This is a genomic window from Adhaeribacter soli, from assembly GCF_008727925.1.
In the GTDB taxonomy this organism is placed as follows: Bacteria; Bacteroidota; Bacteroidia; order Cytophagales; family Hymenobacteraceae; genus Adhaeribacter_A; species Adhaeribacter_A soli.
Genome location: NZ_VTWT01000001.1, coordinates 704,691 through 729,666, shown reverse-complemented (window position 1 = coordinate 729,666; position 24,976 = coordinate 704,691). Strand labels below are relative to the sequence as shown.

The 24,976-nt window shown below is 48.0% G+C and carries 17 protein-coding genes; 5 read left to right on the top strand and 12 right to left on the bottom strand.

The window, feature by feature from the left end; translation table 11 throughout:
* Nucleotides 1-129: 129 nt before the first annotated feature.
* From F0P94_RS02965 to F0P94_RS02955, 3 genes are all read left to right on the top strand, one after another.
* A complete protein-coding gene (locus F0P94_RS02965) occupies nt 130-474 on the top strand; it encodes a hypothetical protein (protein WP_150902200.1) in 345 nt (114 codons plus the stop codon).
* Nucleotides 475-997: 523 nt separating this feature from the next.
* Nucleotides 998-2,320 (top strand): DNA recombination protein RmuC, encoded by a 1,323-nt coding sequence (locus F0P94_RS02960; protein ID WP_150902199.1) that lies wholly within the window; start codon nt 998-1,000, stop codon nt 2,318-2,320.
* 271 nt (nt 2,321-2,591) lie between these two features.
* Nucleotides 2,592-4,433: a M2 family metallopeptidase gene (locus F0P94_RS02955; RefSeq protein WP_150902198.1), complete on the top strand. Its 1,842-nt coding sequence runs from the start codon at nt 2,592-2,594 to the stop codon at nt 4,431-4,433.
* A 266-nt stretch (nt 4,434-4,699) separates the two neighbouring features.
* Here the strand turns inward: F0P94_RS02955 and F0P94_RS02950 are convergent, their stop codons facing one another.
* Nucleotides 4,700-5,416: a pirin family protein gene (locus F0P94_RS02950; RefSeq protein ID WP_150902197.1), complete on the bottom strand. Its 717-nt coding sequence runs from the start codon at nt 5,414-5,416 to the stop codon at nt 4,700-4,702.
* Between the two features lie 132 nt (nt 5,417-5,548).
* Nucleotides 5,549-6,325: an XRE family transcriptional regulator gene (locus F0P94_RS02945; RefSeq protein WP_150902196.1), complete on the bottom strand. Its 777-nt coding sequence runs from the start codon at nt 6,323-6,325 to the stop codon at nt 5,549-5,551.
* A gap of 782 nt (nt 6,326-7,107) precedes the next feature.
* Between F0P94_RS02945 and F0P94_RS02940 the strand changes: the two genes are divergently transcribed.
* A complete protein-coding gene (locus tag F0P94_RS02940; protein WP_150902195.1) occupies nt 7,108-8,271 on the top strand; it encodes a S8 family serine peptidase in 1,164 nt (387 codons plus the stop codon).
* Between the two features lie 54 nt (nt 8,272-8,325).
* On the opposite strand, the gene recQ is transcribed toward F0P94_RS02940, so the two are convergent.
* Nucleotides 8,326-10,473, bottom strand: a complete 2,148-nt coding sequence (gene recQ, locus F0P94_RS02935; RefSeq protein WP_150902194.1) for a DNA helicase RecQ — start codon at nt 10,471-10,473, stop codon at nt 8,326-8,328.
* Between the two features lie 151 nt (nt 10,474-10,624).
* Between recQ and F0P94_RS02930 the strand changes: the two genes are divergently transcribed.
* Nucleotides 10,625-10,963, top strand: coding sequence for a four-helix bundle copper-binding protein (locus F0P94_RS02930; protein WP_150902193.1), 339 nt, complete (start codon nt 10,625-10,627; stop codon nt 10,961-10,963).
* Nucleotides 10,964-11,040: 77 nt separating this feature from the next.
* On the opposite strand, the gene F0P94_RS02925 is transcribed toward F0P94_RS02930, so the two are convergent.
* The 9 genes from F0P94_RS02925 to F0P94_RS02885 all read right to left on the bottom strand — a co-directional run bounded on the left by F0P94_RS02925 (nt 11,041) and on the right by F0P94_RS02885 (nt 24,820).
* Nucleotides 11,041-11,376, bottom strand: a complete 336-nt coding sequence (locus tag F0P94_RS02925) for a phage holin family protein (protein ID WP_150902192.1) — start codon at nt 11,374-11,376, stop codon at nt 11,041-11,043.
* A 78-nt stretch (nt 11,377-11,454) separates the two neighbouring features.
* On the bottom strand, nt 11,455-12,558 hold the full coding sequence (locus tag F0P94_RS02920; protein ID WP_150902191.1) for an agmatinase family protein: 1,104 nt from the start codon (nt 12,556-12,558) through the stop codon (nt 11,455-11,457).
* 1 nt (nt 12,559) lies between these two features.
* Nucleotides 12,560-13,843 (bottom strand): polyamine aminopropyltransferase, encoded by a 1,284-nt coding sequence (gene speE, locus F0P94_RS02915; protein WP_150902190.1) that lies wholly within the window; start codon nt 13,841-13,843, stop codon nt 12,560-12,562.
* Between the two features lie 807 nt (nt 13,844-14,650).
* Nucleotides 14,651-15,292 carry a chemotaxis protein CheC gene (locus F0P94_RS02910; protein WP_150902189.1) on the bottom strand — a complete coding sequence of 214 codons (642 nt, stop codon included), beginning with the start codon at nt 15,290-15,292 and terminating at the stop codon, nt 14,651-14,653.
* Between the two features lie 49 nt (nt 15,293-15,341).
* Nucleotides 15,342-17,000: a chemotaxis protein CheA gene (locus tag F0P94_RS02905; RefSeq protein WP_150902188.1), complete on the bottom strand. Its 1,659-nt coding sequence runs from the start codon at nt 16,998-17,000 to the stop codon at nt 15,342-15,344.
* Nucleotides 17,000-18,097, bottom strand: coding sequence for a chemotaxis protein CheB (locus F0P94_RS02900; protein ID WP_150902187.1), 1,098 nt, complete (start codon nt 18,095-18,097; stop codon nt 17,000-17,002). The genes F0P94_RS02905 and F0P94_RS02900 overlap by 1 nt, the downstream gene beginning before the upstream one ends.
* A 50-nt stretch (nt 18,098-18,147) precedes the next feature.
* Nucleotides 18,148-18,513, bottom strand: a complete 366-nt coding sequence (locus F0P94_RS02895; protein ID WP_150902186.1) for a response regulator — start codon at nt 18,511-18,513, stop codon at nt 18,148-18,150.
* 47 nt (nt 18,514-18,560) lie between these two features.
* On the bottom strand, nt 18,561-19,079 hold the full coding sequence (locus F0P94_RS02890; RefSeq protein ID WP_150902185.1) for a chemotaxis protein CheW: 519 nt from the start codon (nt 19,077-19,079) through the stop codon (nt 18,561-18,563).
* Between the two features lie 14 nt (nt 19,080-19,093).
* Nucleotides 19,094-24,820 carry a HAMP domain-containing protein gene (locus F0P94_RS02885; RefSeq protein ID WP_191906891.1) on the bottom strand — a complete coding sequence of 1,909 codons (5,727 nt, stop codon included), beginning with the start codon at nt 24,818-24,820 and terminating at the stop codon, nt 19,094-19,096.
* Between the last annotated feature and the right edge of the window lie 156 nt (nt 24,821-24,976).

Below are 24,976 nucleotides of genomic sequence, written 5' to 3'. Positions count from 1 at the left end.
TCCGGCAGCGGCGTTATAATCCTGTTGCCCGGGCTTTATGCTAACCAATCAAAATAAAACTATGAAAGAAATGAAAGTAAAACACCTGTTTCTGGCCTTTTACATGTTTGCTTTAGTTTTCGCGTTAAGTTGCGGAAAAAAAATGAGGCCGGCAGCACCAGCAACCTTTACGGTACCGGCAGCCGGAAATGGGTAACCCATAAAGAGAAAAACGCTTCCGGGGGTAAAGTCTCCCAAACCGAGGAAGACAAAAGTACGGTGCTGCAATTTTTCTCCAACGGTAACTTCTCCATGAATTCAAACCTGCAAACCATGTCGGGAACTTACCGCTACGACCAGAATGCCAAATCACTGATGCTTACCCCGAACGGATCTACTACGTCCATGTCTTTCGAAGTTACCAAGCTGGACGATGATGAACTGGACCTGAAAGCACCCGATGGTTCTACAATGGAACTGGAACCACAGGAATAACATTAATGTGCTGATTTTTTAATGTGCTAATGTGCTAATTAGAAAATTTGAAAACATTTTTTTCAAATTCATAAGCATGAAAAAAGCCCGGTGTATGCGAAAGCAGTGCCGGGCTTTTTTCATGCCGTTGTTGGTGAAAACACCATAACAGTCAGGCTAAATTCCGATGCCCCTGTAGAGACGTAATACATTACGTCTTTCACAACACTGCGACAGTATTGTGCACTTTCACAGCTTTGCAACAAATCATCATATCTGGTCTCAACCCATTTGCAACTTAATGCCGTCGTTTGTACCCCGAATGGAAACGTAATATATTACGTCTCTACAGTCCGAAATCATAATAAATTACCTTAGCCTGACGACTATGGCATTTTCACCAATATAAACTAAATCCCGCTTTTGTTAACAGATTAGGGATTTTTTGTGCCGTGCTACTACCATTTAAATAAAACAGAAATCACGATGGCACTAATCCCCCCTTTAGCTTGTTCCAAGGCATATTTTCGCGTAATTTCAAGGTATGGAATGGTTATCTTTTGCGGCCGGGGCATTGCCTGCCGGGTTGGTTTATGTATTATTGAAAAGCCGGATCAATGGGTTGGTACAGAAAACCAATGCAGCGGAAATGGCTTTAACGATGGCGCAAACCCAGCTAACTGAAAAGAAAGCCGAACTGGAAAAAGCCGTGCTACAATTCCGTTCGGAAAACCAGAAGGTAATTAACCTGCATACCGAACTCAGCAAAACCGAAACCGACCTTTACCACCTGAAGAAAAAGCTAAGCGAAAATTCCGAAGAGCTGGCTAGCCTCCGTACTACTTTTTTGCAGCAATTCCATACCGTATCCAACGAAGTTCTGGTGCATAATTCCGAGCACTTCAAAAAAGCTTCCGCCGAGAATATCGAGCGTATTCTGGAACCTTTAAAGGAGCGCATCAAGGAGTTTGAAGCCAAGGTGGAAACGACCTACGAAAAAAGCCTGATCGAAAACACGACTTTAAAGGAACAGATCGCCCAGCTCGTGAACCTGAACCAGCAAATGAGCAAGGATGCCCTGAACCTTACCAATGCCCTGAAAGGCGAACGCAAAACGCAAGGCAACTGGGGCGAATACCTGCTGGAAAGTCTGCTCGAAAAATCCGGGTTGGAAAGGGAAATTCATTATCGCCGCGAAGACGTGCGCCGCGATGCGGAACAAAAAATATTCCGGCCGGACGTAATCATCATGCTGCCTGATGATAAGCATCTGGTGATCGACTCCAAACTTTCTTTGGTGGCTTACGAAGCCTATTGCAGCGCCGAAGATGAACTGGTGCAGCAACTGCAACTAAAGAACCATTTAAACTCGCTTCGCACGCATTACTCCGATCTGAGCCGCAAAAATTACCAGCACTTGCACGGCATCAATTCCCCGGATTTTGTGCTCATGTACATCCCTATTGAGCCGGCTTTTAACTTAGCCATGCAGCAAGACCGGGAAATGTTTGTGGAAGCACTGGACCGCAACATTGTTTTCGTTACCAACTCGACTTTACTGGCTACGTTGCGTACCGTTGCCAGCGTCTGGAAACAGGAAAACCAGAAAAGGAATGTACTCCGTATCGCCGAAGAAAGCGGCAAGCTCTACGATAAATTTGTAGGTTTTGTAGACGATATGAAAGACATTGGCCTGAACCTGGAACGGAGTCAGCAAAAATATAACCTGGCCATGAAAAAGCTTTCCGAAGGAAACGGCAACCTGATAAAAAAAGCCGAACTACTCAAGAAACTTGGTGCCAAAACGAGCAAAACCCTCGATACCCGCCTGGTTCAAAAAGATCTTCCGGAGCCAACCGAAAATTAAAGCGAAGAATTGCCTTCTAAACTTACGTAAAATTTGAAACTGACCTGTTCATTGCCGTCTGTTTTAGCTGACAGATCCATCAGCGAAAGCAGACGCAATGAATACTGGAATTAAATGCCAGATTGAGTAGCTTTTTTGGCATGAAGCCATATTTTTTTGTTTATTCATAAAATCAATAAACAACCGAAACGCTATTACTGGTCTATTAGAAATACAGGCTTTTCCTTAGCAGAATTTGTATATTTGGTTTCCGAACATACATAACTGCAATATGAAAAAACTGATCTTACCTGCCCTGGCAGTGTCGCTTTTATATTCCTGCCAGTCGAAAGTGCCTAGTGCGCCACCGGTTACTACTACGCCCCCACCAGCAGCGGCTATACCGCGCGATTTCCGCGGTGAGGCTGAGAAATTCCTGAGAGAATATTCCGAAACCTACCAGAAATTATACACCGCCGCATCAGAAGCCGAATGGACTTCCAATACCCGCATCATTCCCGGCGATGAAACCAATGCCCGGCGCACCCAGGAGGCAAATGAAGCCATGGCCCGCTTTACCGGCAGCGAGGAAAATATAAAACGTACCCGCGAATTACTGGAGCACAAAGATATGTTAGACCGGCTGCAGGTTTTGCAATTGGAAGCCGTACTTTTCCAGGCGGCCAATAACCCGCAAACCGTTCCGGATCTGGTTACTGAACGCATCAAAGCCCAGACCGCCCAGACCGAGAAATTGTATGGTTACGATTACAAGCTGAATGGCAAGTCGGTTACCACCAACCAACTCGACGACATCCTGAAGGACGAAAAAAACCTGGCTAAACGCCTGCAGGCCTGGAACACCAGCAAAGAAGTTGGTAAAGGTTTAAAAGAAGGCCTGATAAACTTGCGTGATCTTCGGAACAAAACCGTGCAGGCGCTGGGCTACGAAGATTATTTCAGTTACCAGGCTTCCGAGTACGGCATGAGCCGGGAAGAGATGATGAGCCTGGTAAGGAAAATAAACGAAGAATTGCGGCCGCTTTACCGGGAACTGCATACCTACGCCCGCTACGAACTGGCTAAAAAATACGGCGTAAAGAATGTTCCCGAGCAAATCCCGGCTCACTGGCTGCCTAACCGCTGGGGCCAGGACTGGAGCAGCATGGTTAGCGTTAAAGGCTTCAATCTGGATAACGAACTGAAAAAGAAAGGTTCCGAATGGCAGGCCAAACAAGCCGAGCGTTTCTATATGAGCCTGGGTTTCCCGGCGCTGCCGGAGGTTTTCTGGGAAAAATCGGACCTCTACCCGCTGCCGAAAACCGCAAAGTACAAGAAAAACAACCACGCTTCGGCCTGGCACATGGACCTGGATAATGACGTGCGCAGCTTAATGAGCATTGAGCCGAATGCCGAATGGTACGAAACCACCCATCACGAATACGGCCATATTTACTACTACTTAACCTACACCAACCCGGAAGTACCTGTTTTACTAAGGGCTGGCGCGAACCGGGCGTATCATGAAGCACTGGGCAGCTTAATGGGCCTGGCCGCCAACCAGAAGCCATTTCTGGCCGGCCTGGACCTGATCGACCCGAAAGCAAAAACCGACGATATGCAGTTATTACTGAAAGAGGCGCTGAACTACGTGGTATTCATTCCGTTTGCTTCCGGCGTAATGACCGAGTTTGAGCACGACCTGTATGCCCGGGATCTTTCGCCGGAGGAATTTAACAGACGTTGGTGGCAACTGGTTTCGGAGTACCAGGGAATTCAGCCGCCCAATGCCCGGGGAGAAGAATTTACCGATGCTGCTACCAAAACCCACATCAACGACGATCCGGCCCAGTACTACGATTATGCCTTGTCTTACGTGATCCTGTTCCAGCTGCACGACCACATTGCTAAAAACATCCTGAAGCAGGACCCGCGGGCCACGAATTATTACGGTAACAAGGAAGTTGGGGAGTTCCTGAGAGGCATTATGGCTCCGGGAGCCAGCGTTGACTGGCGCCAGATGCTGGTTGAAAAAACCGGTGAAGAATTAAGCGCTCGCGCCATGGTAGAATATTTCGCTCCTTTAATGGAGTACCTTAAAGAAAAAAATAAAGGCCGTAAGTATTCTATTTAATTTATTGGATATTGGTATCTGGATACTAGTATCTGGATTCATAATATTTATCCAATTTTCTTCATTAAAAAAGCCCCGGAGAGTTTCCGGGGCTTTTTTTCTTAACCTTACTGTTTTTTATTCCTTATTCTTATTGTTTAAAAGTAACAGGATTTTAAAATAACCATATAGCCTGAAAGACAACTTAATCTTGATTAATGCGGAATTATAGGCTCTTAAGGGTTTAAAGTCCAGATACCAATATCCAGATACCAATGTCCTTTAATTTAGAAGTTTGCTTCTACTCCGGGCAGATCGATGAGCACGAAGGAAGTGTTTTTAGCTGCCCGCATTTTTATCATGTCCTGTTTATCGAGTCGTAACTGATCGTTACTACGAACCTCCATGCCGTTTACAAACATATGGCCTTCGGTTACATAGATCAGCGTTTTCCGGATATCGAAGGTTTTAAAATCGATTTCCTTATCGGAATTTAGATTGGAATAATAAATCGTGGAGTTGGAGTTCATGTAGATCACGTCTTCCAGTACTTTCTGCCCGGTAGCCAGCGGTACGAGTTCATTGCTGGCATCCAGGAAATCCATCTTCTTTTGCTCATAAGAAGGTTGCAGGCCGCGGCGGTTCGGTAAAAACCAGAGCTGGTATAAATGCAGCTCTTCGTCGGACTTATTTTCTTCGCTGTGGGTTATTCCGGTACCGGCGGTCATGCGCTGCACCTCTCCCGCTTTTATTACTTTTTCGTTGCCAATGCTATCTTTATGGGTTATTTCGCCTTTTAAAACGATGGTGACTATCTCCATTTCGGAATGCGGGTGCATGGGGAAACCGGAACGGGGCGCAATATAATCGTCGTTAAAAACTCGCAAAGGGCCGAAAGACATGTTCATTGGATCGTAGTAGTCGGCAAAAGAGAAAAGAAAATAGGAATTCAGCCAGCCGTGCGAAGCGTGATGCCTTTCCGCTGATTTTATGAGTTGAACCATAGTTCTATTTGTTTTGGTAGGAGTTCTTAATAAGCTTAAAACTTAAACAGTGGGTATTACGGGGAAAAAGCTGGTAAGTTAAAAAAGGCCGGCTAAATTAAGCCGGCCCCTTCCAGAAATTTCCTTTAAAACTTAAATCGCTTTTTTCAGCTTCATTACTTCGTGCTGCAGATCGAGTACGATGGAAGAAAGTTTGCTCAACGAAAGATCGGCCATCGGGAAAGAATTGCTGATATAGGCTTTGGCTTCCCAGATCTCCAGAATATCGGTAACCGGTAATTCATAAGGCGGATAAACCGGGTTATCGGAATGCAGCATCATCAAGGCTGAAGAATGCACCTTATTATAGAGCCTTTTGAAAACCACGCCCTCTCGCTTCGAAACCAGAATGCAGGGCGTGCCGTCTTTAATATGGCTCCAATCCTCTACAAAACGGCCTACTATTACGGTTCCGCTTACAAGAGGCAGCATTGAATCGCCGGATATCTCAAATGCGCGGTAAGTACCAGTACCGGCCAGCATCGGCAGGCGGAACTTTGGCAAGTCTTCAATAAATTCCGGATCGGCGTAACCATTCAGGTAGCCGGCGCTGGCGCGTTGCGGTACCAGCTCAATGTTTTCGTTCTGCTCTTTATCAACCGTAATAGCCAGCACCCGTAATTTACCATCCGTACTTTTTTCCGGCTGTGGAATAGCGTTCGGCAAGGGCTGGCTATGGTCCTGGGTAATAAGGGAATCGAGGGAAATGCCGAATAAGCGGGCCATACTAACCAGAGTGGAAAGTTTAGGTTCCGCCCGGCCTTCCTCGTAAGCTCCTATTAAAGAGCGTTTTATATTTAATTTTTCAGCCAGTTGTGCTTGCGTAAAACCTAACCGCTTTCTTATATTCTTTAAATTACCGCTAAGCATGTTCTAAAAAAATTAGTATCCAGGTGTTAAAACGGAGTAAATCCGGATCTGATTCATAAAACTACGAAATTGCCAAAAAAAATACTAATTAGTTTAGCACTTTAATTTTTATAGCAGGCTGAAAATTAGATATTTTCTTTCGCCCGGGTAAATATTCCCGACGGCATAATTTTAACAATTCCTTTTTCGATCTGCATTAGGTTCCCAGTTACCAATAATACTTTTGTACAATTTCCACAATAAGATAGCACTGTCATTCTAATACCTTTTACTATTTCATTTTATGGCTTTTTCCGCGAAACTTATGCAACAAGGGTTAGTATCTCTCTTACAACATAAAGGTGCGGATTATGCTACTTCTTTTAATAGAAGCTAAAAAAAGCTTTCTGGCTAGCATTTTTTAGTTAAAAAGGCTGCCTGGTAAGGTAAATAAATAAAAAAATAAACTTTAAACTGAACGAAATGAATTGTACTCAAATGAAAAGAATGAACCCCAACAATAAGTCTCAGACTTTTGGAAAAACCAGGCTATATAGGATAAAACGCTATTTCTATATTCAGGACCTAAATTTTATGAAAATGTAAATTATATAACTATTTAAACATCTTTCCGTGACAAAATTGTACTAATTCCAAGAACCTTATTGTAGATTCTGAACTTTTCCTTTAAACAGGGATGTTGTAAGGCTGTAGTTCAGAAAGAATAAAACAGCAGGGGCGGTTAATTCAATTTTGCTAGAAACTTTTATTATTTCTGATTTTGAACCTTATAATATAAGATTATGAAAGCGAACCAATTCAAGAAAGCCGTATCTTACTTTGCACTTGCCTCCGTATTTACAATGGCCGGCTGTCAGAAAGAAGATACCCTGGAAAATAATTCAGCTTCTACCCAGCCAACTGATAATGCTGCGGTTTCCGCTGAAAATGGTAAAGCGATTGAAGGGGAATACATTGTAACTTTTAAAGATGGGGAAAACGCCTCTGAAACGATCGAGACGATGTCTGCCGATCAGAAAATTGCCCCTTCCAGCATCAAACAAAAATTTGAAGGCGCGGTAAGAGGTTTCTCCGGCCGACTTTCGAAAGCCCAGGTGGAAGCCCTGAAAAATGACCCGAATGTGGCTTCTATCGAACAAGACCGGTTAATAACCCTGAGTACTACTATTACTTCGGTGGCCCAGCCAGCTCAAACCATTCCGTGGGGTGTTGCCCGCGTAGGTTATGGCGATGGTACCGGTAAAACTGCCTGGGTTATCGATAGCGGGGTTTACCCTGACCATCCGGATCTTAACGTAGATAAGGCCAGAAGCAGAAGCTTTATTACCGGTATAACTTCCTATACAGATGGTTACGGCCACGGAACGTGTGTGGCTGGTATTATCGGCGCCAAAAACAATACCATTGGGGTTGTTGGGGTTGCTGCCAATGCTTCTATCGTAGCCCTTCGGGTATTCGATGACCTGGGTCGTGGAAGTACTTCCAGCGCAATTAAGGCGGTTAACCACGTAATTGCAAACGCTAAACCAGGCGATGTGGTAAACATGAGCTTAGGCTCGGGAATTTCGGCTACACTGGATAATGCTGTAAAATCTGCCGCTGCTAAAGGTATTCTTTTTGCAATTGCGGCCGGTAACAGCGCTGTAGACGCAAGCTCTGTTTCTCCGGCCCGCGTAAATGCTCCGAATGTGTATACCGTTTCTTCTATGAATAATTATGGCGCCTTCTCCTCGTTCTCTAACTATGGTACTTCCGTAGATTATGCAGCCCCAGGCGAAGGTATTACCTCTACTGGTAAAACCGGTGGTTATGGTACCGGTAGAGGTACTTCCGTTGCAGCGCCTCACGTTGCCGGTCTGCTTCTGCTAAGAGGTACCGCCATTGGGCGTAACGGTTATGTAACCGGCGACAAAGACAGCCGTCCGGACCCAATTGCCAGTAAATAAGCTTGCTAATAAAATTTAAATAGTAAAAAGCCCTGCCGCACAGCAGGGCTTTTTTTATGCGTTAGCCTGACGTTTGTTTTCCTTATTGAATACTGCCGCCGCCAGCCGGATCTTAAAATAATCGTAGGTTTCCTGCAGGTACTCGTAAATTTCTTTCAACTTAGCTTCAGGACCCAGTTGCATAAAGGCTGCTTTAATCGCCTGGTATTCTGTTCCGTTCAGGTATTGCTTTATATTAATTTCGTAGCCCTGTTCGTATAAAGTTGCAATGTGCGAAAAGATGGTAACCGGGTTCAGTTCCCGTTGCTTTGCGATCTGCTCCGGACTCAATCCCTGCTTCAGCAGGTCGAACGTTACCAGATGGGTGGCGCCTTTGATCTTGTTGCCCTGGTCCTGTTGGTCAGAAATAAAGCGCATGATCTCGTTTATAAATTCGTAGCCGTAGTTTTCGTATTTCACCATACCTACCCCGGAAATAGCCAGCATGGCTACCCGGTTGGTTGGCTTTTCGGCGGCCATTTCCAGCAAGGTATTATCCGAAAAAATGACGTAGGGCGGCACGTTGTGCTGGTCGGCGAGTTGCTTGCGAAGTTTCTTTAAGCGGTCGAACAATTCGTCTTTCTGCAGTTCCTTTTTGGGCTTGGTGCGTACCGCTCTTTCTGCCGGGGCAGCAGCCGTGATCGGCTGGAATTTAACCAAAGGCACTTTTTTATGCTCAAACAATACCTTTTCGCTGTTGGGGTTCAGTTTTAAAGTGTACCCTTCGTCATAAGCGATTTCAAACAGGCCGGCATTCAGCATCTGGTGCAGGTAATTCTGCCATTCCAGGAAAGGAACATCGTGCCCAACCCCGAAAGTTTTGATCTTGTCGTAGCCTTTGCTCAGAATACTCTGGTTGCGGGATCCGCGGAGTACATCGATCAAGGTACCGAGGGTGGCCTTTTCTTTTACGCGGGTAATGGCAGAAAGCGCTTTCTGAGCCAGCAAGGTGCCGTCGAAGGTAGCGGGCGGATTCCGGCAGATATCGCAATTGCGGCAGGGCTCCGCTTTGGTTTCGCCGAAATACTGCAACAGGATCTGGCGGCGGCAAAAGGTGGCTTCGGCGTATTGCTGCATGCGTTCGAGTTTGGTCATTTGCAGATCAACCTGACCTTCCTTGCCTTCCATGAGCATGCTGCGTAGAGAAGCCACATCGGCGTAGCTGTAAAAGAGCAGCGCCTCCGATCTGGCCCCATCGCGGCCGGCCCGGCCAATTTCCTGATAGTAACCTTCCAGGTTTTTAGGCAGGTTGTAATGGATTACCCACCGCACGTTCGACTTATCGATTCCCATGCCGAAAGCAATGGTAGCACAAATGATCTGCACATCGTCGCGTAGAAACTTTTCCTGGGTGGTAGCGCGCCTTTCGGCGGGTAAACCGGCGTGGTAGTAAGCCGCATTGTAGCCACCTGCCTGTAATTTGGCAGCCAGGCTTTCGGTGGCATTCCGGCTCAGGCAATAAATAATACCGGGCTGGCCGGGGTGCGCATCCAGGAAATTCAGGATCTGCTTGATGCGGTCGCGGCCGGGTTTAACTTGGAGGTAAATGTTGGGCCGGTCGAAAGAAGAAATAAATACCTTCGGATCTTCGAGCTTTAATTGCTGCTGAATGTCCTGACGGGTTAATTTATCGGCAGTGGCGGTGAGGGCAATTACCGGTACTTCCGGAAATTGTTCTTTCAGGAATTTCAGCTGGGTATATTCCGGGCGGAAATCGTGGCCCCAGGAAGAAATACAGTGGGCTTCATCGATGGCAAAAAGGTTAAGCGGCAGGCGTTTCAGGAAATTGAAAAAACCGGCAGAAAGGAGTTTTTCCGGCGAAACATATAGCAATTTCAGTTCTCCGGCCAGGCATGCATTTTCGATCTGCTCCTGCTCCCGGGAAGATTGGGTGCTGTTGAGGTATTCTGCTTTTACGCCGTATTCCCGCAACGCTTCCACCTGGTCTTTCATTAAGGCAATAAGCGGCGAAACCACCACGCAAAGGCCCGGTTTTACCAATGCCGGCACCTGATAGCAAAGCGACTTTCCGCCCCCGGTAGGCATCAGCACCAGCACATCCTGGTTCTGCAGCACGCTTTCAATAATATCCTGCTGCATGGGCCGGAAGCTGTCGTACCCGAAATAGTCCTTCAATATGTGCTTAGCCGCCTGGATTGTCATGTGCCTTCTTTTTTTTACAAAATTACGCATTTTGACCCAATATTACAGATAATGTTTTCTGATGTTAAATGAACCTGGACCAAACCGGATATTTACAGGAACCCCGGTACGCTTCCAGCGTAGAAATGTACCGGACCTAAAACTTAAAACTATGAAATCGGAAAAAACCAACAACCTGGAGCACATCCTTATAAAATGCATTACCGCCTGCGAAACCTGCGCCACCATGTGCCTGCAGGAAGATGACGTAAAAATGATGGCCGGTTGTATTATGCTGGACCGCGATTGCGCCGATATCTGCATGCTTACTGCGCGCTTTGTAGCCCGGAATTCGGCCCATGCCCGCCATGTAATGAAAGAATGCATTGAAATCTGCCGCCTTTGCGCCGAAGAATGCGCCAAGCACGAAGCTGAACATTGCCAGCATTGCGCCCGCATTTGTCAGGAATGCGCTGATGCCTGCGAAAACTGGATGCAATCGGCAGCCTGATCCAGAAAGGATAATTTATAAAAAAAAAGCCCCGTTATGCGGGGCTTTTAATTTTACCAAAGGACTTTTTTGCTCTGCTAACCGGTAATCAGGTCAATTATGGTCGTTATTATAGAGAGGATTATACTGAAGATCAGCGCCCAGATAAAACCATTCACCTCAAAACCGGGAACTATAGCATCGGCAAGCAGAATAATAAGGGCATTGATAACCAGCAGGAACAAGCCCAGGGTCAAAAAGGTAATGGGCAGGGAAAGCAATACCAGGATGGGCCGGACAATGGCGTTGAGCACTGCCAGTACCAGCGCTACGATCAGGGCGGTACCAAAGCCGGCCACGTTTACGCCTGGCAGCAGATAGGCCGAAAGCACTACTGCCACAGCCGTAAGTAAGAGTTTAATGATAAATCCCATAGATGTTCAGTTTTAGTTGCTATATAGAATACGGCCTATTTACTGAAAACCTATGGGATTTGTTTTTATAAAATGAAATTACTTTGCGTGCAGCATCGGCGCTTCCAGTTTTTTCTGCGAAACAGCCATCCAGTTACAAAGTTTGTACAACAGTCGTGCGCCTACGTTCCCGTTCCATTCGCTTTCGCCGGGGCCAACTTCCACCAGGTCGAAGGCAATAATTTCCCGGCCGGACCGCACCAAAGCCTTGATCAGGTAAAGCGCCTGATCGAACTCCAGGCCTCCCGGAACCGGCGTTCCCGTGCCCGGGCAAAGTTTCGGATCAAGGCCATCGATATCGAAGCTGATGTATACTTTCTGCGGCAACTGGGCTACAATCTTCTTGCACATTTTCTTCCAGGATTTGCCGTCATTCAGGCCTTCTTTCAGAAAGTAATCGTAGAAAATAGCCACGCGTCCGTTCGATTGCTCGGCCAGTTCTGCCTCCGATTGCGCCAGGTCGCGGATGCCTACCTGCACGATCTTTTTCAGTTGCGGAATTTTCAGGGCATTGTACATAATGGAAGCGTGCGAATATTCAAACCCTTCGTAAGCTTCCCGTAAGTCGCAATGGGCATCGATGTGCAGAATGCCGAACTCTTCGTGCACTTCGCCCAGGGCCTGCATCAGGCCAAGCGGGGTGCTGTGATCGCCGCCCAGCAAACCTACCATTTTACCTTTTTTCAGGTAGTTCAGGCTTCTGGTTCTGAGCCAATCGGCCAGCTCTTTCCCTTTTTTATTGATTACCGATAGCATTTTAGCATAATCGGTATTGGTGTCGGCCGGGCTGCCATCTTCGAGCCAGTCGATGTATTTTTCGGCCTGGCTCCGGAGTTGCGTGCTGGTGGTTTGCCATTCTTCCGAAATTTCTTCCATCCAGATTCCCAGCTGCCAGGCGTTGCGGATCTCCGGATCGAAAAGATCGAGTTGCGGGGAAGCATCCTTTACGGCCTGCGGACCTTCGGCGGTACCGGCACTGTAGGATACGGTAACTTCCCAGGGAACCGGAATGATCACCACCTCGGCATCGTTCTCATCGAAGGGCAAACCGAATAAGCCGGCGTTGCTGTCGCCTACGCCGTTGAAATCGAAACTGGCAATTTTATCCTGCTTGCTTAAAGTTTTATTTTTTCCGGAAGCCATACTATTTCTTATTAAGCAGTTGTTTTACAAAGTTCGGCAGCGCGAAAGCGGCCGCGTGGATCTCTTCGTTGTAGTAATTCAGGTCATTCTTGCGGGAGAATTCGGCAGCCGTTTCGCGGTCGAATACCAGCGGGTGGGAATTTCCTTTGGAAGAGAAAGAGAAGCTCCAGGTACCGGTCGGGTACGTTGGAATAGCCGCTAAATAGCAATGCACGTTATCTTTTCCGAAAATGCCTTTATAGCAATCGTAGATCTCTACAAAAACTTCGGTGTTGAAGCGCGGCGATTCGCTCTGCGTAACCATGATGCCGTCTGCAGTCAGGCAGCGGTAAACTTCCTTGTAGAATTCAGCCGTAAACAGGCCTTCACCCGGGCCAACCGGATCGGCAGAGTCTACAATGATGAGGTCGAAAGCGTTATCGCCACATTCTTTAATGTATTTGATACCGTCTTCTACCAACAGTTTCAGTTTCGGATGATCGAAAGCGGAAGCCGTTTCCGGCAGGTGCAATTTGCAGGCTTCAATTACCAGCGCATCGATCTCTACCAGCACAACTTCTTCCAGGTCCGGATGGCGCAACAATTCGCGCACGGTACCGCCGTCGCCGCCGCCAATAACCAGGGCGCGTTTCACCCGGCCGTGGCTCAGCATCGGCACGTGGGTGATCATTTCGTGGTACACGTACTCATCTTTCTGGGTGCACATTACCATACCGTCCAGGGTTAGCATGTTGCCGTAGGCCTGCGTAGCGAAAACCTCAACTTTCTGAAAAGGCGATTCTTTTTTGTAAAGCTGGCCGTCGTGTTTCAGGGATAAGGCAATGTTCTCGTCACGTTCGGTAAACCATACATCGCGGGTGAATTTAACCGGATGGTCGTACGGTTTGGCCGAAACGTTCCGCAAGGCATCGATGTTAAAATCTTTGCGGTCTAAAAGGCCCATCTGGCCGCGGCGGCACTCCATGGAAGAACCGTGGCTAGCCTGGAAGGCTTTTTCCAGAAACTGGTAGGAAACCCAGGGATTTACCGAATCGCCACAGGTAAAAAGGTCTACGGCGGCATAACCAAACTCCGGCCAGGTATGAATGGCCAGGTGGCTTTCCTGAATTACCACCACTCCGGAAACGCCGTACGGCGAGAAATGATGGAATGTGCTGTTGATCACCGTGGCGCCGGCCGTTTCGGCAGCTTCCACCATGCTTTTTTCAATATGCACCACATCATTCATTAATTCCGGAGAACAGTTGTAGAACTCCACCAAAATATGTCTTCCTAAAGCTTCCATTCGCAATATGTTTGTTAAGATCCCTTGCGGATATAATTAAAATAAGAGCGCAAAAAAACGAAATATCGGGGGATATTCAAAGGAATGATTTTCCGGGGCTGTTTTCCGCGGGAAATGAATTGAAATAATGGTAATTCCGCAAAGTGTTAAAGCTACGTTCTAAGCTTAGTTACCCGGAGCTTTCAGCATTCAATACCTTATTGTTAGAAACTTTAAGCAAGTAGCCGAATTTAGTTTACAGAATAAAACCATTCTTTTTCTGTCATTCTGGAAGAATCTTGTGAATTCAGTGCTCTGAACTCATAAACTTCATCTGGAATGACAATTTGGGTAGTGTAAAACTAACTTTGCCCTGTTACTTAATAATGAAGGAATTCTGATGGTAATTTCCCTAAACTGGTTGCTTTATATGAGGGTGGCAATACGGCAGCAAGAAGCGCTAAAGGAGCTGAGATAGAGCTTTAGAAAGTTAATGAATGGTAGGAAAATGCAGAAAAAACCGGCGGAGAGGAATTTTAGCCTGAAATAGCCGCGATTCGGATGCAGGAGAAACGGTTAGGGCAAGTTGCACCCAGGAGCTTTAACCTGCCAGCCGGTTTGTAAAGGTCGACGCTGCTAGTCAGGTACTATTCTATTTCATGGCAGCAGTTTTTATTGCCTTGCAGGCAAGGTCTTTACAAACTGACCAAAACTTTAACCTACAAGTTACGCTTCGCTAAACTTGCAGGATGGTTTTTACAGGAAATTTCTACCGTTTCTATGCAGGGAGGTACAATTTAGAAGTAAATATTTGACAGTAGCGTTTGTTTATAGGGATTCCTTTTTACCTTCTTCAATAAAGCTATAGGACCGGATAATGTCCAGGATCTTGATAAAGGTTTTGGTATCGAAAAAGATCATGAGCGGCAATTCTACCACTTTGGTGAAATTGGTGAATTGAGTAATTACCGTAAAAACCATTGGCTGGAACAGCGGGTGATGCGCCAGAATGTCCTTCAGGGAATCGGCAATATTTCCTTTCGGGGCAATGGGCGGCGAGCCGTAAATGCTGGCCTTTAAAATGTTGGCCAATTGCGTTACAAGGGCGCCGGTAATAATGTTGCTGATCTCCAGCAAAAGCGATTCCTGCATGTCGGAAAGTTCGCCGTCGAATTTATATTCCAGGTTCAGGCACACCTTGCTAAGCCGTTCGATTTGGTCGTCGGAGAAAAGCATGAGCGTAGAGCCGTTAAAATCGCCCTTGATATCGGACTGAATGATAACGTGCGTGGCTTCGAAATTTGTAACCAGCTGCAGGATCTCTTTGGGTTCGGTAAGTTGTAAGTCCGGAACTTTGAGCAAAACAATGTCCTTGGCAATTACGGCAAACGAATCTGCCGCCCGGGCCAGGCCAATGTTTAAAATTTCCTTTATTATGTCTTTTTCCAGTTCAGATACTTGAAGTTCCATGGATCTTACTTTTTAATAAAACAATGCCGCTTTGCTGCCGGCCACTTTCCTAACGCTTCCCGATAAAATATCGGGTAATGGCCGGTACATCGAGCACCAGGCAAACCTTTCCGGTACCTAATAAGGTAACGCCTCCGTAAATATCGATATTATCTACCGGTTTATTTAGCGGTTTAATCACAATATCCTGTTGGCGGAGCAACTTATCTACAATAAGGCCCAGCTTCCGGTTATTGTAAGTTACAATTATAATGTTTTGCTCGTCGCCTTTCAGAATATTTTTATTGCCCAGCTGCATCATGCCTTCGGGCGCATTCAGAAGTTCATCCAGGTAAACAATCGAAATTGTTTCGTTCATAATGTCGGCCACGAGCATGTCGCCGACTTCATGTAGTCTGTTTTTCGGCAGCGAAACCACCGAATCGGTATGCATGAGCGGAATGGCAAAAAAGCCGCCGGCTACTTCAAACAACAGCGCGCCTTTAACTGCAATGGAAGTAGGCAAATGCATGGTAAAGGTGGTGCCTTTCCCCTGCTGTGAATCTACGTGTACCCGGCCGCCAATTGAATCGATGGCGTTTTTTACTACGTCCAGCCCTACGCCCCGGCCGGAAAATTCCGTGATCTCCTTGGCCAGGGAAAAACCGGGTTCAAAGATATAAGAAAGCACTTCATTGTCGCGCAAGTCTTTTACCACATCCGCCGACAGGTAATTCTGTCTTACAATGGCACTTTTAATTTCGTTCAGGTCTATGCCTTTCCCGTCGTCGCGAAGTTTGATATTAACCATATCGCGGTCATTTTGGGCCGAAAGCCAGACATTGCCGGAAGCAGGTTTGCCTTTCTTTGTTCTTACCTCCGGGTTTTCGATGCCGTGCGTAATGGCGTTACGCATCAGGTGCAAAAGCGAATCGGTAATGATTTGGAGGATATTCCGGTCGATCTGGATATCCTGACCCGTTATATCGAGGTGAATCTGCTTGTTTTCGGCTACGGCAATATCCCGCACGATCCGGGGAAACTTGTTGAACAAAGATCCCACGTTTACCAGTCGCGCATCCATTACGCTGAATTGCAGCTCGTCTGTGATCCGGTACAGGTGCGAACTTACCGAGATCAGGTCCGGGTTATCGAGGTCCTTGCTGATTGATAAGATCCGGTCGCGGTCGATGATCAGCTCGCCTACCAGATTCATCATGTGGTCCAGCTTTTTGATCTGGATATAAATGAGCTCGGAAAGCGACAGGTTTTTGGCAGTGAATTCGCGCTGCACTTTGGTTACTTCCAACGGGCCGTTTTCGGCCGTCGGCATAGCGCCATCGGCCGACTCAATAATTACATCGAGGTTGCGAAGCAATACCTCGTTGCTGGTTTCTTTGTAATTCGGGTTATCGATGTTGGTGATCATCTCCCCCAGCAAATCGATGCCGTCGAAGAGTACATTCACCACATTGTCGCTGAAGGCAAGTTCCTTGTTGCGGATCAGGCCGAAAGCTGTTTCTAGCTTATGCGATACATCGGAAATATTGATAAAACCGATAGCCTTGGCATTGGCTTTCAGGTTATGCAACAAACGAAATATTTCAGCCAGAATCTTTTCGTCCTTCGGCGCTTTTTCGAGCTCGCTGATGTGGCGGCTCAAAGCGTCGTAGTACTCAAGCGCTTCGGCAATAAAAATTTCCTTATATTCCTGTTCTCTCGATTTCATTAATTGCCTTTATGCAAAGCTAAGCCGGCAACCGGTAATTCGGCTGCAAATTTGTTTATAAATGCCGGTATCCGCATTAGGGAACGTACATAAGAAACATGCCCGTTGTCGATTGCCGACTTGGCCATGCCGAAAATTACGCTCGAAGCCTGGTCCTGCGCCAGGGTTAATCCACCGGCCTTCTGCAGGGCTTCCATGCCTTCGGTACCGTCTTTACCCATGCCGGTAAGCACAATTCCCAATGATTTCGGACCGCAATGCTTTGCCACCGATTTCATGAGCATGTCCACCGAAGGGCGGTTAAATTCATCGGCCGCACCGGCCTCAAAATTAATTTTAAAACTGTCCTGTTTCCCGATCTCCGGCAGCACGATCATGTTTTTTCCGCCCGGCGCAATAATTATTTTCCCTTTCAGCAACCTTGTTCCCAGTTTACCTTCCACCACTTTAAGCGGCGTAAGTGTTTGCAATCGTTTGGCAAAAGAACGGGTAAAACCGGCAGGCAAATGCACCGCAATCAGTACACAAGCATCGAGTTTTTCGTCCAGTCCGGATACTATTTTTTCTATAGCCTGGGTACCTCCGGTAGAAGCCCCGATCACAATTACTGCTTTCGGTTTCTCCGGAATAAATTCCTTTTTTGGTACTAAAAAGGCAGACGCCGGATAAGAAAAAGTAGAAACGAATTTGGGTTTGCGCACTGCCCTTATCTTATCTAGGATCTCGCCCTGCACTTCCCGTAGTTTTGGCTGCAACTTATGGGCCGGTTTCAGAATATAATCGTACACCCCCAACCCGGCAAACCCCAAATTGCTGGCCGGTTTGCTTTCCTGGTCGAACAGCATCAGGACCGGTACCCCGGTTTCCTGGTGCATGCGCCTCAGGAACATAAAGTGGCTATCTTCCGGCTGCCCGAAATCGGCCAGGACCACATCGGGCCGGTGACGGCGCAAGGAGGCCATAAGCGCAAGGCCGTCGGCTGCCGTATCCAATACCTCCAGGTCGGGCTGGGCCTGCACCATGTTGGAGAGCACCAGCCGGGAGTAATTGGAACTGTCGGCGATTATAACTTTAAGCTTGGGTGAATTAAGTACCACGAAAACCTGCTTCTTCCGGATGAGCTAAAAAATGCTTATCGTCCTTCTACCTACTCTTTCAGAGCATTCCCTACCGTTTCCAACACTTTTTCTTCCGAAAAAGGCTTTACAATATAAGCCAGCGCGCCGTTCTCGATCGCTTCGTTCACGATCACCTCCTGGCCCACGGCACTTACAATTACCACCTTCATATCCGGCTGATCTTTCTTAATGCCTTTCAGCACATCCAGTCCGGTATTATCCGGCAGAATTACGTCTAAGGTAACCAGATCGGGTTTGGTTTCTTTGGCAAGTTCCAGGGCAGTCTGGCCGTTAGGGGCTTCTCCTACTACTTCGTATCCGGCATCCGTAAGCATGTTTTTCAGCATGGTACGCATATAGAAGGAGTCGTCAACAATTAATATTCTCTTTTTCATGGTTTTCTATTTAAAGCATTTACTTTTTAGGTCGGAAAAGGTAGCGTTTAACTGGTTTTCAGTTGCTGCACTTCATCGTGGGTGAGTATTTTAAAAATATCCAGCACAATGATCAGGCGGCTGCCAAGTTTCCCGATCCCTTCAATATAATTGTCGTTAATGTTCAGGTCCTGAATAAAAGCCGGCGCCTTGTCGATCTTTGACACCGGAATGGTTAAAGATTGCGGCATGTCGCGCACAATAATTCCGATGGTATAATCTTTGGCTTCGATGGCAAGCGTGTAAGAGGATGCCAAACCACTTACCGGCCCGCCGGCATTTATATGAAAGCGTTCTTCCAGGTCCATAATGGCAATGATCTCCCCACGGATATTGGCCACGCCTTTAATAAAACCGGGAGTTTTGGGCATCCGGGTAATTTCGGGGGTAATGGTTACTTCCTTTACCTGCTCTATCCGGATGCCGTATTCCTCTGAACCTAACCTGAATACGATCAGATGGACGGTGGATTCAACCGTTACGTCCTTCTGTTCGGAAATTTCTTCGGGGTTCTGTTGCTTATTCATTTACTTGGTTCTCCTTATTTTTTCGGAGGTGTTTTTTTAGTTCCTGCCGGTCCGTTTGCAGCCGTTCGCTTGGCCTCTTCAGCCGCGCGGTTTTCGGGAGCTTGCGCTGCCGGACGGGCCGGTGGCGGGGTTGCTCTTCTGGCTGCGGCGGCGGTTACCGGCATTACCGGGGCTCTACGCGCCATCTTCGCCTGCGGAATTAACAGGTTACCATTTATCAGCTTGAAGGCCGAAATTCCTACCTGTAAGTCTTCCGCAATGTCGTTCAGCTGCTGGCTCGAGGCGGTCAGCTCCTGCATGGAAGCGGAAAGCTGCTTGGCCGTTCCGGCTACCTGTTGCGTACCGGAAGCGGTTTGTTCCGCAATGGCTACCACCTCTTCCACGTATTTCACTACGTCGGAGATGGAGGCTTTCTGAACTTCCGTTGCCGTTAAGATATCCTGGGCCGTACGGAGCGATTCGCCGGTGGAAGTAGCAATGTTTTTGAAAGCGCTGGATGCCTCGAAAGTGGCATTCTTTCCTTTCAATACGCGGCCTTCCATGGTCGAGATCGCCGCTGCGGCCGAAGAAGTATCTTTTTTCACGTCTTCAACCAGCGTTGCAATTTCGTTGGCTGATTTCCGCGAGCCTTCGGCCAGTTTCCGGATCTCTTCGGCTACTACCGCAAAACCACGTCCTGCTTCGCCGGCTCGGGCCGCCTCGATGGCCGCGTTAAGCGCCAGTAAGTTGGTTTGCGCCGCAATGTCGGTGATTACGCCCAGGGATTTCGAAATTTCCTGGGAACGGGTACTCAGTACTTCGATGGTTTTAGAAGTTAACGCGGCCGAGGTTGAGATCTCTTCCATGTTTTTTACCACTTCTGCTACCGTTTTCAGACCGAGCTGGGAAGTTTCCTCACCCAGGATCGCCGCCTTGTTCACTACGTCTGCTTTACCGGCCGTTTCCTTCGTTGCTTTCATGATCTCTTCGATCAGCTTAAAGGCCTGGTCGGTTTTTAAGGCCTGGTTTTGCGCACCTTCCGCCATTTGCTGCATAGAGAGGGAAACATCTACCGTGATCCGGCTCATTTCCAGCCCTTTCGCTGCCATTTCTTCGGAAGAAGAACCTACCACGAGCGAGCTTTCGTTGATCTCGCCCAAGAGCGTATTCAGGTTGTCTACCGCCATGTTCAAGGCATTCGACATGGAAAGAATATCGCCGGCTGTATGGATTTCCACTTTCTGAGTAAGATCACCTTCGGAAATGGCCCGCACGATCCGGGATACTTCCAGTACCGGCGTTACGATGGATTCCAGCAGGTCGTTGAGTGTATCTACGAGTTCTTTCCAGCTACCGCCTACCCCGTGCACTGCAGCACGTTCGGTCAGTTTGCCTTCCACCCCTGCTACTCTGGCCACCCGGCTAACCTCACCCGCCAGGCGGTTCAGGTCGTCCACCATGCTGTTGATGGTGGCTGCCAGGTCGGCTACTTCGCCACGGGCTTCCAGGATCAGTTTCTGGGTTAGGTCACCTTTCGATACCGCCGTTACGATCTTGATGATGCCGCGTACCTGAATGGTCAGGTTGGCCGCCATGGTGTTTACGTTGTCGGTCAGGTCTTTCCAAACCCCGGCTACGTTCGGCACCGAAGCTTGTCCACCCAATTTACCTTCCGTACCCACTTCAAGCGCCACGCGGGTTACCTCGCCGGCAAAAATGTTGAGCGAGTCAACCATCTGGTTCAGGATGTTCTTCAGATCCAGGATCTCACCTTTTACTTCCACCGTCATTTTCTGGCTCAGATCACCACGCGCAACTGCGGTTGCAACGTTGGCAATATCCCGTACCTGTAAGGTCAGGTTAGAAGCCATGGTGTTTACGTTGTCGGTGAGTTCTTTCCAGGTTCCCCGAACTTTCGGCACCGAAGCCTGTCCGCCCAGTTTACCTTCGGTACCTACCTCACGTGCCACCCGGGTTACCTCATCCGCAAAGATGTTCAGGGAGTCCACCATCTGGTTCAGGATGTTTTTCAGTTCTAAGATTTCGCCTCTTACATCCACCGTCATTTTCTGGCTCAGGTCACCGCGCGCAACTGCAGTCGCAACGTTGGCAATATCCCGTACCTGAAGGGTCAGGTTGGAAGCCATAGAGTTTACATTGTCGGTTAAGCCTTTCCAAACCCCGCCTACGTTCGGCACATTGGCCTGGCCACCCAGTTTTCCTTCGGTACCTACTTCCAGCGCCACGCGGGTTACCTCGTCGGCAAAGATGTTCAGGGAATCCACCATCTGGTTGATATTCTCTTTCAGCTGAAGGAGTTCGCCTTTTACATCGATGGTAATTTTCTGGCTTAAGTCGCCGCGCGCTACCGAGGTCGTTACGTTGGCAATATCCCGTACCTGAAGAGTAAGGTTGGAAGCCATAGAGTTTACGTTGTCCGTTAAGGCTTTCCATACCCCGCCTACGTTCGGCACATTAGCCTGACCGCCCAGTTTACCTTCGGTACCTACTTCAAGGGCCACGCGGGTTACCTCACCGGCGAAGATGTTGAGCGAGTCAACCATCTGGTTCAGGATGTTTTTCAGTTCCAAGATCTCACCGCGTACATCCACCGTCATTTTCTGGCTCAGGTCACCGCGAGCAACCGAAGTTGCAACGTTAGCAATATCCCGTACCTGAGAAGTCAGGTTGGAAGCCATGGAGTTTACGTTGTCAGTAAGGGCTTTCCATACACCGGCTACATTTGGCACCGATGCTTGTCCGCCCAGTTTTCCTTCGGTACCCACTTCAAGGGCCACACGGGTTACCTCACCGGCAAAAATGTTAAGCGAGTCCACCATCTGGTTGATGTTCTCCTTCAGCTGAAGCATCTCGCCTTTTACATCTACCGTAATTTTCTTAGAGAGGTCACCGTTTGCAACGGCAGTAGTAACTTCGGCAATATTTCTTACCTGACCGGTTAAGTTACCAGCCATGTAGTTTACGTTGTCGGTTAGGTCTTTCCAGGTTCCGGAAACGCCTTTTACATCGGCCTGTCCGCCCAGTTTTCCTTCGGTACCTACTTCGCGGGCAACGCGGGTTACTTCGGAAGCAAAGGCGTTCAGTTGGTCCACCATGGTATTGATGGTGTTTTTCATCTGGAGCATTTCGCCTTTTACATCGACCGTGATTTTCTTGGAGAGGTCACCGTTTGCAACGGCAGTGGTTACATCGGCAATGTTCCGCACCTGACCGGTCAAGTTACCGGCCATGTAGTTTACATTATCGGTAAGCGCTTTCCATACCCCGCCTACGTTCGGCACGTTGGCCTGGCCACCTAATTTTCCTTCGGTGCCCACTTCTAGCGCCACGCGGGTTACCTCACCGGCGAAAATGTTCAGGGAATCCACCATCTGGTTGATGTTCTCCTTCAGCTGGAGCATCTCGCCTTTTACATCTACCGTGATCTTCTTCGATAAGTCACCATTTGCAACAGCCGTAGTAACTTCGGCAATATTCCGAACCTGACCGGTTAAGTTACCAGCCATGTAGTTTACGTTGTCAGTCAAACCCTTCCAAACGCCGCCTACATTCGGCACGTTGGCCTGGCCACCCAGGATACCTTCGGTACCTACTTCACGCGCCACCCGGGTTACCTCACCTGCAAAAATGTTCAGAGAGTCCACCATCTGGTTGATGTTCTCTTTCAATTGCAGCATTTCTCCGCGAACATCTACCGTGATCTTTTTGGATAAGTCACCGTTTGCAACAGCCGTGGTTACTTCGGCAATATTCCGTACCTGACCGGTTAAGTTGCCGGCCATGGAGTTTACGTTGTCAGTAAGGTCTTTCCACACCCCGGCCACGTTTGGCACTTCGGCTTGTCCGCCCAGTTTACCTTCGCTACCCACTTCGCGGGCTACGCGGGTTACCTCACCGGCGAAGATGTTGAGGGAGTCCACCATCTGGTTGATGTTCTCTTTTAGCTGCAACATTTCGCCGCGAACATCTACCGTGATCTTTTTGGATAAGTCGCCATTTGCAACGGCAGTCGTTACTTCGGCAATATTCCGTACCTGACCGGTTAAATTACCGGCCATGGAGTTTACGTTGTCGGTTAAGGCTTTCCAAACGCCGGCCACATTCGGCACATTCGCCTGACCGCCCAGGATACCTTCGTTTCCTACTTCACGCGCTACACGGGTTACCTCATCACCGAAGATGTTGAGCGAATCCACCATCTGGTTAATGTTCTCCTTCAGCTCCGCTAATTCGCCGCGTACGTTTACCGTAATTTTCTGGGTTAAGTCTCCTTTCGCTACCGCGGTAGCAACGTTGGCAATGTCACGCATCTGGCTCGTTAAGTTACTGGCCATCGTGTTTACATTGTCGGTCAGTTCTTTCCAGGTACCGGCTACGTTTGGCACGTTCGCCTGGCCTCCCAGTTTTCCTTCCGTTCCTACTTCACGCGCCACGCGGGTTACCTCGTCACCGAAGATGTTGAGCGAATCCACCATCTGGTTGATGTTCTCTTTCAGTTCGAGGAATTCGCCTTTTACATTTACCGTAATTTTCTGGGTTAAGTCACCCTTAGCAACCGCGGTGGCAACGTTGGCGATGTCACGCATCTGGCTCGTTAAGTTGCTGGCCATCGTGTTCACGTTGTCGGTCAGTTCTTTCCATACTCCGCCTACGTTCGGCACTTTGGCTTGTCCGCCGAGTTTACCTTCGGTACCCACTTCGCGGGCTACCCGGGTTACCTCGTCAGCAAAGATGTTCAGCGAGTCCACCATCTGGTTGATGTTTTCCTTCAGCTGAAGCATTTCGCCCTTTACGTTTACCGTAATTTTCTGGCTCAAGTCGCCGCGGGCAACGGAAGTAGCAACTTCGGCAATGTTACGTACCTGGCCGGTAAGGTTGGAGGCCATGTAGTTTACGTTGTCGGTAAGGTCTTTCCAGATACCGGCTACGTTTGGCACAGAGGCCTGACCGCCGAGTTTTCCTTCCGTACCTACTTCGAGGGCCACACGGGTTACCTCGCCGGCAAAGATGTTCAGGTTATCGATTGTGCGGTTAATGGTTTCGGCCATGACCTTGAAGTCGCCGGAAACCGGGATCTGGAAGGTTTCATCCAGATTACCGCGGGAAATGTTTTTAAGTACTTTGCCTACCTCGAGTACCGGTACCGCAATGGAATCTACCAGACCGTTGATGTTGTTGATCATGTCTTTCCAGAAACCGGAAGCATTCTCGGCCGAAGCCCGGGCTTTCAGGTTACCCTCTACCCCGGCAACTTTGGAAATACGCGACACCTCGCCCCCTACACCCCCGATCATTTCCACCATGGAATTATAGGCTTCGGCGATCTCGGCAAAAATATCGTTGTTTTGTTTGGTCAAACGCACGGAAACGTCGCCCTTTTTAAACGCATCGAGTGCGTAAAGAACTTTGTTTAGTTGTTCGTTCAGGTATATGTCTGAATTAATATCCATCGCCTCTTCGCCCTTGGTTTTCTTTCCGTTACCGCTTGTGCCACGGCTACGCACCTCCGGCGCTGATTTCTGATCGGCAGCAAGGGTGGCAGGCGTATTTTTTCTGGTATCGGCATTTCCGGCAGGGCTTACCTTTTCCGCCTTTCCTTCCGGTGCCGGGTTTGGCGAAGGAGCTGGTGCGTCGGTATTCTCCACAGAAGCTGCATTTTCAGGCATAGCCGGCGTTTCTTCTTTGCCTGCTTTGCCAATCAGCTTGTCTTTGTTCAATTTCATGTTTTTACCTAAAGCCATATGATCAGGGTAAAATGTGTGAACACTTTACAGGTTTGCTTTTATAAGTTTGTTTACAGCGTGCTATTCAACCAAAGGGCAAATTAGCTAAAAAATGCATCTGTAGTATGCCAATTGCCTAAAAAATTATATTTCACTCCTATTTTAAGCCGCTTC